This is a genomic window from Paracoccus versutus (assembly GCF_029909795.1).
GTDB lineage: Bacteria > Pseudomonadota > Alphaproteobacteria > Rhodobacterales > Rhodobacteraceae > Paracoccus > Paracoccus versutus.
Genome location: NZ_CP038196.1, coordinates 1,662,313 through 1,675,650, shown reverse-complemented (window position 1 = coordinate 1,675,650; position 13,338 = coordinate 1,662,313). Strand labels below are relative to the sequence as shown.

At 68.3% G+C, this 13,338-nt stretch carries 14 protein-coding genes; 7 read left to right on the top strand and 7 right to left on the bottom strand.

Going from position 1 to position 13,338, the window contains the following annotated elements:
- The first annotated feature begins 8 nt into the window (after window positions 1-8).
- Window positions 9-1,640, top strand: a complete 1,632-nt coding sequence (locus E3U25_RS08310) for an alpha-D-glucose phosphate-specific phosphoglucomutase (protein ID WP_116220670.1) — start codon at window positions 9-11, stop codon at window positions 1,638-1,640.
- 21 nt (window positions 1,641-1,661) lie between these two features.
- Here the strand turns inward: E3U25_RS08310 and E3U25_RS08305 are convergent, their stop codons facing one another.
- From E3U25_RS08305 to E3U25_RS08285, 5 genes are all read right to left on the bottom strand, one after another.
- The gene (locus E3U25_RS08305; protein WP_036753378.1) at window positions 1,662-2,000 is read right to left on the bottom strand and encodes a carboxymuconolactone decarboxylase family protein; all 339 of its coding nucleotides are present in this window, start codon (window positions 1,998-2,000) and stop codon (window positions 1,662-1,664) included.
- A gap of 99 nt (window positions 2,001-2,099) precedes the next feature.
- Window positions 2,100-3,245 carry an alpha-D-ribose 1-methylphosphonate 5-triphosphate diphosphatase gene (locus E3U25_RS08300; protein WP_116220671.1) on the bottom strand — a complete coding sequence of 382 codons (1,146 nt, stop codon included), beginning with the start codon at window positions 3,243-3,245 and terminating at the stop codon, window positions 2,100-2,102.
- A gap of 181 nt (window positions 3,246-3,426) precedes the next feature.
- Window positions 3,427-4,107: an NAD-dependent deacylase gene (locus E3U25_RS08295; RefSeq protein WP_116220672.1), complete on the bottom strand. Its 681-nt coding sequence runs from the start codon at window positions 4,105-4,107 to the stop codon at window positions 3,427-3,429.
- A gap of 7 nt (window positions 4,108-4,114) precedes the next feature.
- The gene (locus E3U25_RS08290) at window positions 4,115-4,420 is read right to left on the bottom strand and encodes a hypothetical protein (protein WP_072462232.1); all 306 of its coding nucleotides are present in this window, start codon (window positions 4,418-4,420) and stop codon (window positions 4,115-4,117) included.
- Between the two features lie 167 nt (window positions 4,421-4,587).
- Entirely contained in the window at window positions 4,588-4,773 is a 186-nt protein-coding gene (locus tag E3U25_RS08285; protein WP_036753366.1) for a heavy-metal-associated domain-containing protein, read from the bottom strand.
- Between the two features lie 104 nt (window positions 4,774-4,877).
- On the opposite strand from E3U25_RS08285, the gene E3U25_RS08280 reads away from it, so the two are divergent.
- The 5 genes from E3U25_RS08280 (at window position 4,878) to E3U25_RS08260 (ending at window position 10,172) form a co-directional block, all read left to right on the top strand.
- On the top strand, window positions 4,878-5,783 hold the full coding sequence (locus E3U25_RS08280) for a DMT family transporter (RefSeq protein WP_116220673.1): 906 nt from the start codon (window positions 4,878-4,880) through the stop codon (window positions 5,781-5,783).
- A 41-nt stretch (window positions 5,784-5,824) separates the two neighbouring features.
- Complete coding sequence (gene lepA, locus E3U25_RS08275) at window positions 5,825-7,624, top strand: translation elongation factor 4 (protein WP_036753359.1); 1,800 nt, start codon at window positions 5,825-5,827, stop codon at window positions 7,622-7,624.
- A gap of 51 nt (window positions 7,625-7,675) precedes the next feature.
- Window positions 7,676-8,179 (top strand): hypothetical protein, encoded by a 504-nt coding sequence (locus tag E3U25_RS08270; RefSeq protein WP_036753356.1) that lies wholly within the window; start codon window positions 7,676-7,678, stop codon window positions 8,177-8,179.
- Entirely contained in the window at window positions 8,180-8,608 is a 429-nt protein-coding gene (locus E3U25_RS08265; RefSeq protein ID WP_116220675.1) for a hypothetical protein, read from the top strand. It abuts the gene before it with no gap.
- A gap of 130 nt (window positions 8,609-8,738) precedes the next feature.
- On the top strand, window positions 8,739-10,172 hold the full coding sequence (locus tag E3U25_RS08260) for an NAD-dependent succinate-semialdehyde dehydrogenase (protein ID WP_116221665.1): 1,434 nt from the start codon (window positions 8,739-8,741) through the stop codon (window positions 10,170-10,172).
- On the opposite strand, the gene E3U25_RS08255 is transcribed toward E3U25_RS08260, so the two are convergent.
- A complete protein-coding gene (locus tag E3U25_RS08255; RefSeq protein WP_036753347.1) occupies window positions 10,169-10,747 on the bottom strand; it encodes a cupin domain-containing protein in 579 nt (192 codons plus the stop codon). The two genes, E3U25_RS08260 and E3U25_RS08255, sit on opposite strands and share 4 nt — an antisense overlap.
- Before the next feature lie 143 nt (window positions 10,748-10,890).
- Here E3U25_RS08255 and gabT point away from each other — a divergent pair, with 143 nt between their 5' ends.
- Window positions 10,891-12,171, top strand: coding sequence for a 4-aminobutyrate--2-oxoglutarate transaminase (gene gabT / locus E3U25_RS08250; protein ID WP_116220676.1), 1,281 nt, complete (start codon window positions 10,891-10,893; stop codon window positions 12,169-12,171).
- A 177-nt stretch (window positions 12,172-12,348) separates the two neighbouring features.
- Here the strand turns inward: gabT and E3U25_RS08245 are convergent, their stop codons facing one another.
- On the bottom strand, window positions 12,349-13,251 hold the full coding sequence (locus E3U25_RS08245; RefSeq protein WP_166435483.1) for a LysR family transcriptional regulator: 903 nt from the start codon (window positions 13,249-13,251) through the stop codon (window positions 12,349-12,351).
- Window positions 13,252-13,338: the final 87 nt, after the last annotated feature.

Genomic DNA, 13,338 nt, shown 5'->3' with positions numbered 1-13,338 from the left:
AGAGGTCCATGACCGTTCACACCGTCCCGACCCAGCCCATCGCGGGCCAGAAGCCCGGCACCTCGGGCCTGCGCAAGAAGACCCCGGTCTTCATCGAGCCGCATTACCTGGAAAACTTCGTCCAGGCGATCTGGAACGGCACCGGCGGCGCCGCGGGCAAGACCTATGTGCTGGGTGGGGACGGGCGCTATTTCGGCGACCGCGCCGCACAGGTCATCCTGCGCATGGCGGCGGCCAGCGGGGCGAAGAAGGTGATCGTCGGGCAGAACGCGCTGCTGTCCACCCCCGCCGCCTCGCACCTGATCCGGCTGCGCGGCGCGGACGGCGGCATCATCATGTCCGCCAGCCACAACCCCGGCGGCCCGACCGAGGATTTCGGCGTCAAGTACAACACCGCCAACGGCGGCCCCGCGCCCGAGCCCGTGACCGAGGCGATCTTCGAGGCGACCAAGGCGCTGACGGAATACCGCATCCTCGACGCGCAGGACGTGGACCTGTCCAGGCCGGGCACCACCACCCTGGGCGGCATGGAGGTCGAGGTCGTCGATCCCGTCGCCGACTACCAGGCGCTGATGGCGCAGATCTTCGATTTCGCCAAGATCCGCGCGCTGTTCGCGGACGGCTTTCGCATCCGCTTCGATGCCATGCATGCCGTGACCGGCCCCTATGCCAGGGCGATCCTGGAAGGGGCGCTGGGGGCGCCCGCGGGCTCGGTGGTGAATGCCGAGCCGAAACCCGATTTCGGCGGCGGCCACCCGGACCCGAACCCGATCTGGGCCAAGGATCTGATGCAGGCGATGTTCGGCGAGGGCGCGCCGGATTTCGGCGCCGCCTCGGATGGCGACGGCGACCGCAACATGATCGTCGGGCGGGGCTGCTACGTCACGCCCTCGGACAGCCTTGCGGTGCTGGCGGCCAATGCCACGCTGGTCCCGGCCTATGCCGGCGGGCTGAAGGGGGTGGCGCGGTCGATGCCGACCTCGCGCGCGCTGGACCGGGTGGCCGAGAGCCTTGGGATCGCCTGCTACGAGACGCCGACCGGCTGGAAGTTCTTCGGCAACCTGCTCGATGCCGGCCGCGCCACGCTCTGCGGCGAGGAAAGCGCCGGCACCGGCTCGGACCATGTGCGGGAAAAGGACGGGCTCTGGGCGGTTCTGTTCTGGCTGAACCTGCTGGCCGAGCGCCGGCAGTCCGTGGCCGAGATCATGGCCGACCATTGGGCCCGATACGGCCGCAACTATTACTCGCGCCACGATTACGAGGCGGTGGATGCGGCGGCCGCGGCCGAGCTGATGGCGGCCCTGCGCGACCGGCTGGCCGAATTGCCGGGCCAGAGTGCCGCCGGGCTGCGGATCGAGGCGGCGGACGAGTTCGCCTATGACGACCCGGTGGACGGCTCGCGCAGCGAGGGGCAGGGCCTGCGCATCATGACCGAGGGCGGCGGCCGCATCGTGCTGCGCCTGTCGGGCACCGGGACCGAGGGGGCGACGCTGCGCGTCTACCTGGAGCGGGTCGAGACCGACTCGGCCCGGATGCAGGACGACCCGCAACAGGCGCTGGCCGCGGTCATCGCCGCCGCCGAGGAGATCGCCGGCATCCGCGCCCGCACCGGCCGCGCCGCGCCCGACGTCATCACCTGAGCGCGCCTTGCGGCGGCGGGATCAGCCCGCCGCCAGCTCGTCCCAGCAGGCCAGCGCCCGGCCGGCATACATCAGGCCGGGCCCGCCGCTCATCTGGATCGCCATGGACAGCACGTCGCCCAGTTCCTCGCGGGTGGCGCCGGCCTTCATCAGCGCCTCGACATGGAACAGGATGCAGGGCTCGCAGCGCTGGACGATGGCCATGCCGACGGCGATGAACTCCTTGGTCTTGGCGTCCAGCACGCCGCCGTCATGCACCGTCCTGGTCAGCGCGCCGAAGCCCTTTGTGGTGTCGGGGATGGCCTTGTTCATCACCCGCAATTCGCCGCGCATCTCGTCGATCTTTGCCTTGTAGCTCATGGTTCGCACTCCTTCTGGGCCGGGCATGGCTAGCCCGGTGCCGGCCGGAACGGCTTGATCCAGGTCAAGGAAATTGCGAATTTTCGCAGGTTCGCGGCATCAGACCCGGCGCCCGCGCACCCAGGTCTCGCGCATGACCGGCGTCACCTCGTCCAGCATGGCAAAGCGGATCAGGTCGGCGCGCAGCCCCGGCGCCAGGCGGCCGCGATCGTTCAGCCCGGCCGCCTGCGCCGGATTGGCCGTCACCGTCGCCATGGCGCGCGGCAGGTCGTCCCAGATCCGCGCCAGGATCAGCGCCCCGGCCAGGAGCCCCGAGGGCACGTAATCCGAGGACAGGATGTCCAGGTGCCCGGCCCGCGCCAGCTCCGCCGCCGAGACATTGCCGGAATGGCTGCCGCCGCGGATCAGGTTGGGCGCGCCCATCATCACCATGATGCCGTGGTCGTGGCAGGCGGCCGCCGCCTCGGGCGTGGTCGGGAACTCGGCCAGCCGCACGCCATGGCCGGCCGAAAGCGCGACATGGGCGGCCGTGGTGTCGTCATGGCTGGCCAGCACCGCGCCCAGCCGATGTGCGATCTCGACTGCCGCCGCCTCGTGCCGGTCGCCGAAGCGGGCGCGCAGGTCTTGCAGCCGGGCGACATGCTCGGCGAAGGCCGCGTCCGAGAGCTTGTACTTGCCCTGCACGTATTGCGCGAGCTTCGAGATGTCGCGGAACTGGCGCTGGCCGGGGGTGTGGTCCATCAGGCTGATGATGCCGACCCGGTCCTCGGGGCCGAATTCGTCCAGCTCGGCCAGCAGGGTTTGCGAGCAGATCTCGGCGCGCAGGTGCAGGAAATGGCTGATGCGCAAGGCGCCCCGCGCCCGTAGCGCGGCGAGTTCATGCGCCAGCTCGCGGGCATATTTGTCGTAATCCTGGTCCGGCCCCTCGTTCGGGATCGAGCCCACGCGCATGGCGTCGAAGACCGTGGTGATGCCGCAGCCCGCCAGTTCGGCGTCATGGGCGAGGATGGCGCCGGCATGGGGCCAGTCTACGCCGGGGCGGGGGCGGATGTGGCGCTCCAGGTTGTCGGTATGCAGCTCGACCATGCCGGGCGCGATGAAGTCGCCCTGCATGTCCAGCGCGCCGGCCGGCACGGCGTTGCCCGGCTGGATCGCGACGATGGCGCCGTCTTCCAGCACCAGCGCGCCGGGGGTCACGGTCTCGGGCAGGATCAGGCGGGCATTGGCAAGGATGGTGCGGGTCATGGCGGGCCTTGGGGTTGCGGGGCGCAGGCCAGGGGTGGCCGATTGCGCCGCCCTGGTCAAGCGCGGTGCGGGTTGCAGGGGGCGCCTGGGGGCGCTGCCCCCACGCCGGGCCGACCCCTCGATGGGGTCGGCCCGGCGTTCCCCCGGGGTATTTTCGCAACGGAGAAAAACGCGGGAGGGGTCAGCCGCAGAGCGCATCGACCCATTCCGGCACCACCAGGGTGGCGGGGCCGGTGCGGCGGTCGGAGAAGTCGCGGCTGACGGCCGAGGTCGCCAGGTTCAGTTCGATCGTCTCGGCGCCGTTGCGGCGGGCGTGCTGGGCAAGGCCCGCGGCCGGATAGACCAGGCCCGAGGTGCCGATGGCGGCGAAGAGTTCGGCGCTTTCGACCGCCTGCCAGATCCGCTCCATGTGATAGGGGATCTCGCCGAACCAGACGATGTCGGGCCGGGCCAGCGCCTGGCCGCAGGCCGCGCAGGGATCGGGCGGGCGCATCACCAGCGCCGCCGGCCAGCGGTGCCCGCAGCCGGCGCAGAGCGCGCCGAGCAGGCTGCCGTGCATGTGGATCACCTCGGGCGAGCCGCCGCGTTCGTGCAGGTCGTCCACGTTCTGCGTGACCAGGGTCAGCTCGTGGCGCTGCGCCAGCCGCGCCAGCGCCCGATGCGCCGCATTGGGCCGGGCGCGGGCGGCATCGGCGCGGCGCTGGTTGTAGAAGCGATGCACCAGCGCCGGGTCGCGGCGGAAGCCCTCGGGCGTCGCGACATCCTCGATGCGATGCTCTTCCCACAGCCCGTCGGTGGCGCGGAACGTCCTGATCCCGCTTTCGGCCGAGATGCCGGCCCCCGTCAGCACGGTGATGCGCATCCCCGCCTCAGCGCGTGCAATAGGCCTCGGCCGCGGCGGCGAAACTCTTGTAGCGCGCCCAGAAGGCGTTGTCGGCATCGCTTTTCGACATGCGCACTTCTTGCGCCGCATCGGCGTCGCGGAAGAAGCGCGCCGCGCGCCGCTGGTCCGAGCGCGACAGCGTCTGGTCGGCGACCTGCTGGATGCAGCGGCAGGCCTGGCCGTTGCGGGCGCCGCGTTCCGAACGGACGCAGGCGGAATCGATCGGGCCCGCCACGGCGAGCGGCGTGGTCAGCACCACCGCGGCGGCGGCGATCATCAATCGGTTGAACATCTCTGTCTCCTCGGCTCCTGCCACGGCAGCGGGGCTGGGCACCCTCTTTCGGCCGCGTTCTTGTCCGGCGCAGCTTAGCAGAAGCCGCCCCTCGCCTCAATTGCGGCGGGGCGGCGCAGGGGATCCAAGGATGGCGGCTGCGGGCGCGCGCGCCCCAAGATATGCGCTCAGGCCGGTTCCGGCGTATAGCCGGCTTCGCGAATCACCTCGGCCGCGCGGGCGGCATCCAGCCCCTCGACCGTGACGCTGCGGCCGGCGAGGTCGGTCGCGGCCCTGCCGCCCGCCTCGGCCACCGCCTTTTCGATGGCGGCGGTGCAATGGCCGCAGCTCATGTCCTCGACGCGGAATTTCATCGGTGCATCCTTTCGCCTGCCCGGACCTTTCGCCTGCCCGGCAACGCGGCTATGATCGCGCCAAGGCGCCGCGGGCGCAACTCCCCCACATGAGGCTGCGACCGATGGTCACTGAAAACTTCCGTGGCGCGATCCTGATGGTCCTGTCCATGGCGCTGTTCGCCTTCGAGGACATGTTCGTCAAGCTGATGACCATGGGCCTGCCCTATGCGCAGGTTCTGGCCATGGTGGGCGGCATGGGTTTCCTGGCCTTCTGGGCCTCGCTCCTGCGTCGGCGGCGACGCTTCTGGACGCGCCAGCTGCTGCATCCGCTGCTGCTCTTGCGCAACCTGGGCGAGGTGGTGGGCGCCATCGGCTTTACCGTGGCGCTGGCGCTGAGCGAGCTTTCCTCGACCTCGGCGATCCTGCAGGCGCTGCCGCTTTTCATCGTCCTGGGCGCGGCGCTGTTTCTGGGCGAGCCGGTGGGCTGGCGCCGCTGCAGCGCGATCGCCGTGGGCTTCGCGGGCGTGCTGCTGATCGTGCGGCCGGGATTTGCGGGCTTCCAGCCGGTCTCGCTGATGGCCCTGCTTGCCGTGGTGGCGCTGGTGGTGCGCGACCTGGCGACGCGCCGCATCCCCGACAGCATCCCCTCGGACCAGATCGCCGGCTCGGCCTTTCTGGCGATCATGCTGGGCGGGCTGGCCATGTGGGCCGCCCTGGGCCAGCCGCTTGCGCGGCCCGGCGCGGTGCAGCTGGGCCAGCTGGCGGGCTGCATGGTCGTCGGCGTCGGCGGCTATGCCCTGCTGGTCGCCGCCACCCGCATCGGCGAGGCTTCGGCCATCGCGCCCTATCGCTATTCCCGGCTGGTCTTTGCGCTGATCCTGGCCTTCCTGGTCTTCGACGAACGTCCCGACCTGCCCACGCTTCTGGGCGCCGGGCTGATCGTCGTCTCGGGCTGCTATACCATGTGGCGCGAGGCCGCGCTGCGCCGGCGCCGGCTGCGCGAGGCCGGCTTTGTCACGGCCGCATGAACCCCCTTTCCGCAACGCCAAAGCCCTTGTATAGCCCGGCCATGACCGACCTTGACCTCATCCGCAATTTCTCGATCGTGGCCCATATCGACCACGGCAAATCCACCCTGGCCGACCGCCTGATCCAGTTGACGGGCACGGTCGCCGAACGCGACATGAAGGCCCAGCTGCTCGACAGCATGGATATCGAGCGCGAGCGGGGCATCACCATCAAGGCCAACACCGTGCGCATCGAATACCCGGCGAAGGACGGGCGCACCTATGTGCTGAACCTGATCGACACGCCCGGCCACGTGGACTTCGCCTATGAGGTCAGCCGGTCGATGCGCGCGGTCGAGGGCTCGCTTCTGGTCGTGGACGCGACCCAGGGGGTCGAGGCGCAGACGCTGGCCAATGTCTACCAGGCCATCGACGCCGGGCACGAGATCGTGCCGGTGCTGAACAAGATCGACCTGCCCGCGGCCGAGCCCGACCGCGTCAAGGAACAGATCGAGGACGTGATCGGCATCGACGCCCAGGACGCCATCGAGATCTCGGCCAAGACCGGGCTTGGCATCCCCGACGTGCTGGAGGCCATCGTCACCCGCCTGCCGGCCCCCAAGGGCGACCGCGACGCACCGCTGAAGGCGATGCTGGTCGATTCGTGGTATGACCCCTATCTGGGCGTCGTGGTGATGATCCGGGTCATGGACGGGGTGATCCGCAAGGGCGACCGCATCCGCATGATGCAGACCAACGCCGTCTACGGCATCGACAAGCTGGCGGTGCTGCGCCCGCAGATGCAGGACATCGCCGAGCTGGGGCCGGGCGAGATCGGCGTCTTGACCGCCTCGATCAAGCAGGTGCGCGACACCCGTGTCGGCGACACCATCACGCATGAGCGCAAGGGCACCGACAAGCCGCTGCCGGGCTTCAAGCCGGCGCAGCCGGTGGTCTTCTGCGGCCTCTTCCCGGTCGATGCCAACGACTTCGAGGCGCTGCGCGATGCCATCGAGAAGCTGGCGCTGAACGACGCGAGCTTTTCCTACGAGATGGAGACCTCGGCCGCGCTGGGGTTCGGCTTCCGCTGCGGCTTCCTGGGCCTTCTGCACCTCGAGGTGATCCGCGACCGGCTGGAGCGCGAATACGACCTTGACCTGATCACCACCGCGCCCTCGGTGGTGTTCCGCCTGCACATGCGCGACGGCGAGGTGCGCGAGCTGCACAACCCCGCCGACATGCCCGACCTGACCCATGTCGACCATATCGAAGAGCCGCGCATCAAGGCCACGATCATGGTGCCGGACGAATACCTGGGCGACGTGCTCAAGCTCTGCCAGGACCGCCGCGGCATCCAGATGGACCTGACCTATGCCGGCAACCGGGCGATGGTGGTCTATGACCTGCCGCTGGCCGAGGTGGTGTTCGATTTCTACGACCGGCTGAAATCCGTGACCAAGGGCTATGCCAGCTTCGATTACCAGCTCTCGGAATATCGCGAGGATTATCTGGTCAAGATGTCGATCCTGGTGAATGACGAGCCGGTGGATGCGCTGTCGATCATGGTCCACCGCGACCGCGCCGAAAGCCGCGGCCGGGCGATGGTGGAAAAGCTGAAAGAGCTTATCCCGCGCCACATGTTCAAGATCCCGATCCAGGCCGCCATCGGCAGCCGGGTGATCGCGCGCGAGACGCTGTCGGCGATGCGCAAGGACGTGACGGCGAAATGCTATGGCGGCGACGCGACGCGCAAGAAGAAGCTGCTGGAAAAGCAAAAGGCCGGCAAGAAGAAGATGCGCCAGTTCGGCAAGGTCGAGATCCCGCAGACGGCATTCATCCAGGCGTTGAAGATGGATGGATGACACATTCCCCGGATTGTGGCAGCATGGATTCGCGCCACATCGGGGAATGGTATGCGTGTTGCATTCGTTTTACTGGCGGGTTTTTCCCTGGGCACGGGAGCTTTCGCCCAAGAGGGCGACGATTTCGGCTTCCCGGTCCCGATCAATGTGCAGACCCAGCGGCAGCTGCTGAGCGAAGCCTTTCCGCAAGTCGATAACAGCCTGAAAAAGCTGGACAGCCTGATCAAGTATCGCCGGGATCTGGAGCTTTACCGGGTCACCTATCTCGAGGCGTTCAACGAGTCGATAGACCAGATCTGCCGGGATCTGCTTATTGTCGAGGCCAGGGTGAATGCCGCCGCCGGCAGGGGCGACCTTTCCCCGAACGAGAAAAGCAATTACGACTACCGGATCGCCGAGGAACGCGGGCAATGCTCGGTGTCGAACAAGTCCTCCAGCCGGTATTACAGGCTTTATGACCAGTTCATGGGCATCTATCGGGACGAGGCCGCCAGTTCCAGGGATCGCCTGAACAGTTGCTATGCCAGCGATCCTTGCCGGCTGGGGCAGGAATAGATGGCGTTGAACTGGGGCAACATCGCCGAACGGGCCGAACTTTCGCTTTTCAATTTCCTTTTGGCGCTTTCGGACCTGCTGCCCGCCATATTCTTCGCGATCGCCTTTCCGCTGGTGCTGCTGCTTTTCATCCGCTTCGATGAAGGGGAAAAGGTTCTCGCCCCATTCGAGCTGACATTCTTTTCCTTTATCGGGCTGCTGGTCGCCTATCTGACCTATCTGAGCAAGGATACCTTGCTGGAAAACCTGCTGCCGTCCTTTGTGGTGATCCTGGCATTCTTCTTTCAGCTGTTCGGCCGGACCAGGACCGGGGCAGAGGTGCCGCTGGGAACCAAGATGACGCTGGCGGCGGGGATTGTCACCGTCGGCTCGTTCGTCATCGGCTCGCGATTCTTCAACCTGCTGTTCGGCGGCGGTGGCGGAGGCTAGGGCAGGGCCCCTGCCGATGCGCAATCATGCTGCAAGCTACCGTTCAGGATATTGAGCAAGCGGATTGAAAACCGCCCCGCCTTGCCCTATGACCGAAGCGGCCGACGGCCGATTCCAGCAGGGGGACAGGATGAGCTATCCGAACACGCAGCTTTTCATCGACGGAACCTGGCGCCCCGCGCGGGACGGGCGCAGCCTGCCGGTGCTGAACCCGGCCACCGGCGCCGAGATCGGCCGCGTCGCCCATGCCGGCATCGCCGACCTGGACGAGGCGCTGGCCGCCGCCGACCGCACCTTTGCCGAATGGAAGCGCAGCTCGCCGCTGCAGCGCTCGGACCTGATGCGCAAGGCGGCGGCGCTTTTGCGCGAGCGCGCCGAGGCCATCGCCGCGCTGATGGTGGCCGAGCAGGGCAAGCCCTTGGCCCAGGCGCGGGTCGAGACCATGGCCGGCGCCGAGATCATCGAATGGTTCGCCGAAGAGGCCCGGCGCACCTATGGCCAGGTCATCCCGCCCCGCGTGCCCGGCGTCACCCAGCTGACGATCCGGGAGCCGCTGGGCCCGGTCGCCGCCTTCACGCCGTGGAATTTCCCGATCAACCAGGCGGTTCGCAAGGTCTCGGCTGCGCTGGCGGCGGGCTGCACCATCATCGTCAAGGCGCCCGAGGAAACCCCGGCCTCGCCCGCCGAGCTGATCCGCTGCTTTGCCGATGCCGGGGTGCCGGCGGGGGTGGTGAACCTGGTCTATGGCGACCCGGCCGAGATCTCGGGCTACCTGATCCCGCATCCGGTGATCCGCAAGGTGTCCTTCACCGGCTCGACGGCGGTGGGCAAGCAGCTGGCCTCGATGGCCGGGCTGCACATGAAGCCCGCCACCATGGAGCTGGGCGGGCACGCGCCGGTGCTGGTCTTCGACGATGCCGATGTGGATGCGGCGGTCTCGGCCATGGCGGCCGCGAAGCTGCGCAATGCCGGGCAGGTCTGCATCTCGCCCACCCGCTTCCTGGTGCAGGAAGGCGTGGCGGATCGCTTTACCGAAGGCTTCACCGCCGCGCTGGCCGCCGCCAAGGTCGGGCCGGGCACGGACCCGGACAGCGCCATGGGACCGCTGGCCAACGCCCGCCGCATCCCCGCCATCGAGCGGCTGATCCGCGATGCGCTGGACCGCGGCGCGCGGCTGGCGACCGGCGGCGCGCGCATCGGCAACGAGGGCTGGTTCTTTGCTCCGACCGTGCTGGCCGACGTGCCTGCGGATGCGGCGGTGATGAACGAGGAACCCTTCGGTCCCATCGCCGTGGTCAACAGGTTCCGCAGCGATGACGAGGCCTTTGCCGAGGCGAACCGGCTGCCCTATGGCCTGGCCAGCTATGCCTGGACGGGCAGTTCGGCCCGCGCGCAGCGGTTGCAGGACGAAATCCAGGCCGGGATGCTGACCATCAACCACGTCGGCCTGTCGCTGCCGGAACTGCCCTTTGGCGGGATCGGCGATTCCGGCATGGGCACCGAGGGCGGTTCCGAGGCGATCGGCGCCTATCTGCAAACCCGCCTGGTCACTCGCAAGGGCTAGAGATAGGGCGGCGTGCAGGCGCTGACCACCACCGCCTCGCGATCCGAGACATTGCGGAAGCGATGCGGCTGGTTCGAAGCAAAGAGATAGCTGTCGCCGGCCTTCAGCACCCGGCTCTGGTCGCCCACGGTCAGCTCGATCTCGCCGGCGATGACGATGCCGCCCTCGCTGCCGTGATGGGCCAGCATGGTCTCGCCGGTGTCGGCACCCGGCTCATAGCGTTCGTGCAGGACCTGCAGGTTGTGCAGCCGCGCGTCGCCGACCTGGCGCAGGGTCATGCGCCCGACCGGCCCCTGCGTCGCCGAGTAAAGCCGCGAGGTCAGGTCGCGCAGCTCGGCCGGGGTAAAGAAGGGCTGCGGGCTTTGCGGCAGGTCCGGCTCGAAGAACTCGGACATGGTGACGCCCAGCCCGCCAAGGATCTTGCGCAGCGAGGCGACCGAGGGGCTGGAGCGCCCGGTCTCGATCATCGAGACCTGGCCATGCGGCACGCCGGAAGCCTCGGCCAGCTGCCGCTGCGACAGGCCCGCGCCGCTGCGCAATTCCTTCAGCCGTGCGCCTACGTCGAAATCGCTCATCCTTGCCCCGATGCCGTTTTGCGCAGGTTATCAGGGCTGGCGACTGCGCACCAGCATTGCGGGCATGCGAGGATTCCAAGAAACCTGTTGCTCAAGATATTGAGCATCGTGTATTGCGATTGCGTCAGCATGGAGGTGTGCACATGGAATCGAGACAGTTGATCGACCGGCGCAAGGCGGCGGTGGCGCGCGGCGTCGGCACGCGGGACATCTATGCCGTCCGGGCCGAGAATGCCGAGCTTTGGACCGCGGACGGCCGGCGGATGCTGGATTTCGCCGCCGGCATCGCGGTGAACAACACCGGCCATCGCCATCCCAGGGTGATCGAGGCGGTCCAGCGCCAGATGCAGGACTTCACCCATACCTGCTTCCATGTCGCGCCCTATGAAACCTATGTCGCCCTGGCCGAGCGGCTGAACGCGCTGACCCCCGGCGATTTCGCGAAAAAGACCATGTTCGCCACCACCGGCGCCGAGGCGGTCGAGAATGCGGTGAAGATGGCGCGGGCCTTTACCGGGCGCTCGGGCGTGATCGCCTTCAACGGCGCCTTCCATGGCCGCACGCTTCTGGGCATGGCGCTGACCGGCAAGGTCGCGCCCTACAAGGCCGGTTTCGGCGCCATGCCGCCCGAGATCCATCACGCGATCTTCCCGAACGCCATGGCGGGCGTGACCACGGCGCAGGCGATTGCGCATCTCGAGACGCTGCTGGCCTCGTCCATCGACCCGCGGCGCGTGGCGGCGATCATCGTCGAGCCGGTGCAGGGCGAGGGCGGCTTCAACGTCGCCCCGCCCGAGTTCCTGGCCGCGCTGCGCCGGATCTGCGACAGCCACGGCATCGTGCTGATCGGCGACGAGATCCAGGCCGGCATGGCCCGCACCGGCCGCATGTTCGGCTTCCAGCATTCCGGCGTCGCGCCCGACCTGGTGACCATGGCCAAGGGGCTCGCCGGGGGCTTTCCGCTGTCGGCGGTGACGGGGCGGGCCGAAATCGTGGACGCGCCGGCGCCCGGCGGGCTGGGCGGGACCTATGCCGGCAACCCGCTGGCTATCGCCGCCGCGCTTGCCGTGCTGGAGGTGGTCGAGGACGAAGACCTTTGCGCCCGCGCCGAGGAAATCGGCCTGGCCATCCGCGCGCGCCTGCAGAAGCTGGCGGGACGCTTCCCGGCCATCGGCGACGTGCGCGGGTTGGGGGCGATGAACGCCTTCGAGCTGGTGCAGGCCGGCGACCGCAGCCAGCCCGACCCGCAGCTGACCGCCGCCATCGTGGCCGAGGCCGAGGCGCGGGGGCTGGTCCTGCTGTCCTGCGGCACGCGCTATAACGTCATCCGCCTGCTGCCGCCGCTGACCATCCCCGACGCGCAGCTGTCCGAGGCGCTGGTGATCCTGGAAGCGGCCATCGAGGCGGCGCTGGTCCCGGCCTGAAAGCGGGCGGCCCCTTAACAGGCTGCTGAAAAAGGATTTTGAGAGAGCGACGCAGCGGAAATCGTTCTGGATCCAGCTAATATTGGCCAGAAAATGGGGTGTTTTCGACAAATTTGAGGCGGATTTCCCGGTTCCCTGCCCACGCTGTCCTGTCCCAAGGACTTTTTCAGCAGCCCCTTAACCCATGCCGTCCCGCGCCATGCGGGCGGCGATCCAGTCGCGAAAGGCCGCCAGCGGCTTCAGCCCGGCCTTGCGCGCGGGCCAGGCCAGCCAATAGGCGCCGCTACCCGGCACCCCCTGCCGCAGCACCGGCGCCAGCCGGCCCTCGGCGATCTCGACCTGGGCCAGGTAGTCGGGCAGCAGCGCGATCCCCAGCCCCGAGATCGCCGCCTGGATCATCATCGAGAACTGGTCCATCATCATGCCCTCCAGCGGCGCCGGCGGCTCGGCCCCCTGGCCCCGGAACCAGGCCTGCCAGGCATCGGGGCGGGTCGGCAATTGCAGCAGCACCATCCCGGCCAGGTCGGCGGGCGCCGTCACCGGCCGCCGCGCCAGCAGATCGGGCGCGGCGCAGGCGGTCAGCCTTTCGTCGAACAGCTTCAGGTGCTTGGCCCCTGGCCAGTCGTCCCGGCCGTAGAAGATCATCGCGTCGAACGGCTCTTCGTCGAAGCTGAAGCGGCGAAAGCGCGTCGTCAGGTTGATCGACACGCCCGGATGCGCCGACAGGAAATCCGGCAGCCGTGGCGCCAGCCAGCGCGTGGCAAAGGTCGGCAGCACGGCCAGGTCCAGGCTGCCGCCGTCGGGGTTGGCGATCAGCGACATGCTGGCGCGCTGGACCAGGTCCAGCGCCGCGGAAACGTCGCGGAAATAGCGCTCGGCCGCTTCGGTCGGGGTCAGGCGCTTCTTGTGGCGGATGAACAGTTCCTGCCCCAGTTGCGCCTCAAGGCTTTGCAGCAGCCGGCTGACCGTGCTTTGCGTCAGCCCCAGGTCCTGCGCCGCGCCCGTGACCGAGCCGGTGCGCATCACCGCGTCGAAGGCCAGCAGCAGGCTGAGGTTCGGAAGAAAGCGCCTTTGCCGCAAGAACATTCATCCCATGCATGAAGTAATGAGGATTATCCATTTTCCGGCCCGGTTTGAAAGCGGTAATGAATGAACCGACAAGCATCA

Coding starts and splice junctions, on each gene's coding strand:
- E3U25_RS08310 (WP_116220670.1), top strand. CDS start 9: ATGACCGTTCACACCGTCCCGACCCAGCCCATCGCGGGCCAGAAGCCC.
- E3U25_RS08305 (WP_036753378.1), bottom strand. CDS start 2,000: ATGAGCTACAAGGCAAAGATCGACGAGATGCGCGGCGAATTGCGGGTG.
- E3U25_RS08300 (WP_116220671.1), bottom strand. CDS start 3,245: ATGACCCGCACCATCCTTGCCAATGCCCGCCTGATCCTGCCCGAGACC.
- E3U25_RS08295 (WP_116220672.1), bottom strand. CDS start 4,107: ATGCGCATCACCGTGCTGACGGGGGCCGGCATCTCGGCCGAAAGCGGG.
- E3U25_RS08290 (WP_072462232.1), bottom strand. CDS start 4,420: ATGTTCAACCGATTGATGATCGCCGCCGCCGCGGTGGTGCTGACCACG.
- E3U25_RS08285 (WP_036753366.1), bottom strand. CDS start 4,773: ATGAAATTCCGCGTCGAGGACATGAGCTGCGGCCATTGCACCGCCGCC.
- E3U25_RS08280 (WP_116220673.1), top strand. CDS start 4,878: ATGGTCACTGAAAACTTCCGTGGCGCGATCCTGATGGTCCTGTCCATG.
- lepA (WP_036753359.1), top strand. CDS start 5,825: ATGACCGACCTTGACCTCATCCGCAATTTCTCGATCGTGGCCCATATC.
- E3U25_RS08270 (WP_036753356.1), top strand. CDS start 7,676: ATGCGTGTTGCATTCGTTTTACTGGCGGGTTTTTCCCTGGGCACGGGA.
- E3U25_RS08265 (WP_116220675.1), top strand. CDS start 8,180: ATGGCGTTGAACTGGGGCAACATCGCCGAACGGGCCGAACTTTCGCTT.
- E3U25_RS08260 (WP_116221665.1), top strand. CDS start 8,739: ATGAGCTATCCGAACACGCAGCTTTTCATCGACGGAACCTGGCGCCCC.
- E3U25_RS08255 (WP_036753347.1), bottom strand. CDS start 10,747: ATGAGCGATTTCGACGTAGGCGCACGGCTGAAGGAATTGCGCAGCGGC.
- gabT (WP_116220676.1), top strand. CDS start 10,891: ATGGAATCGAGACAGTTGATCGACCGGCGCAAGGCGGCGGTGGCGCGC.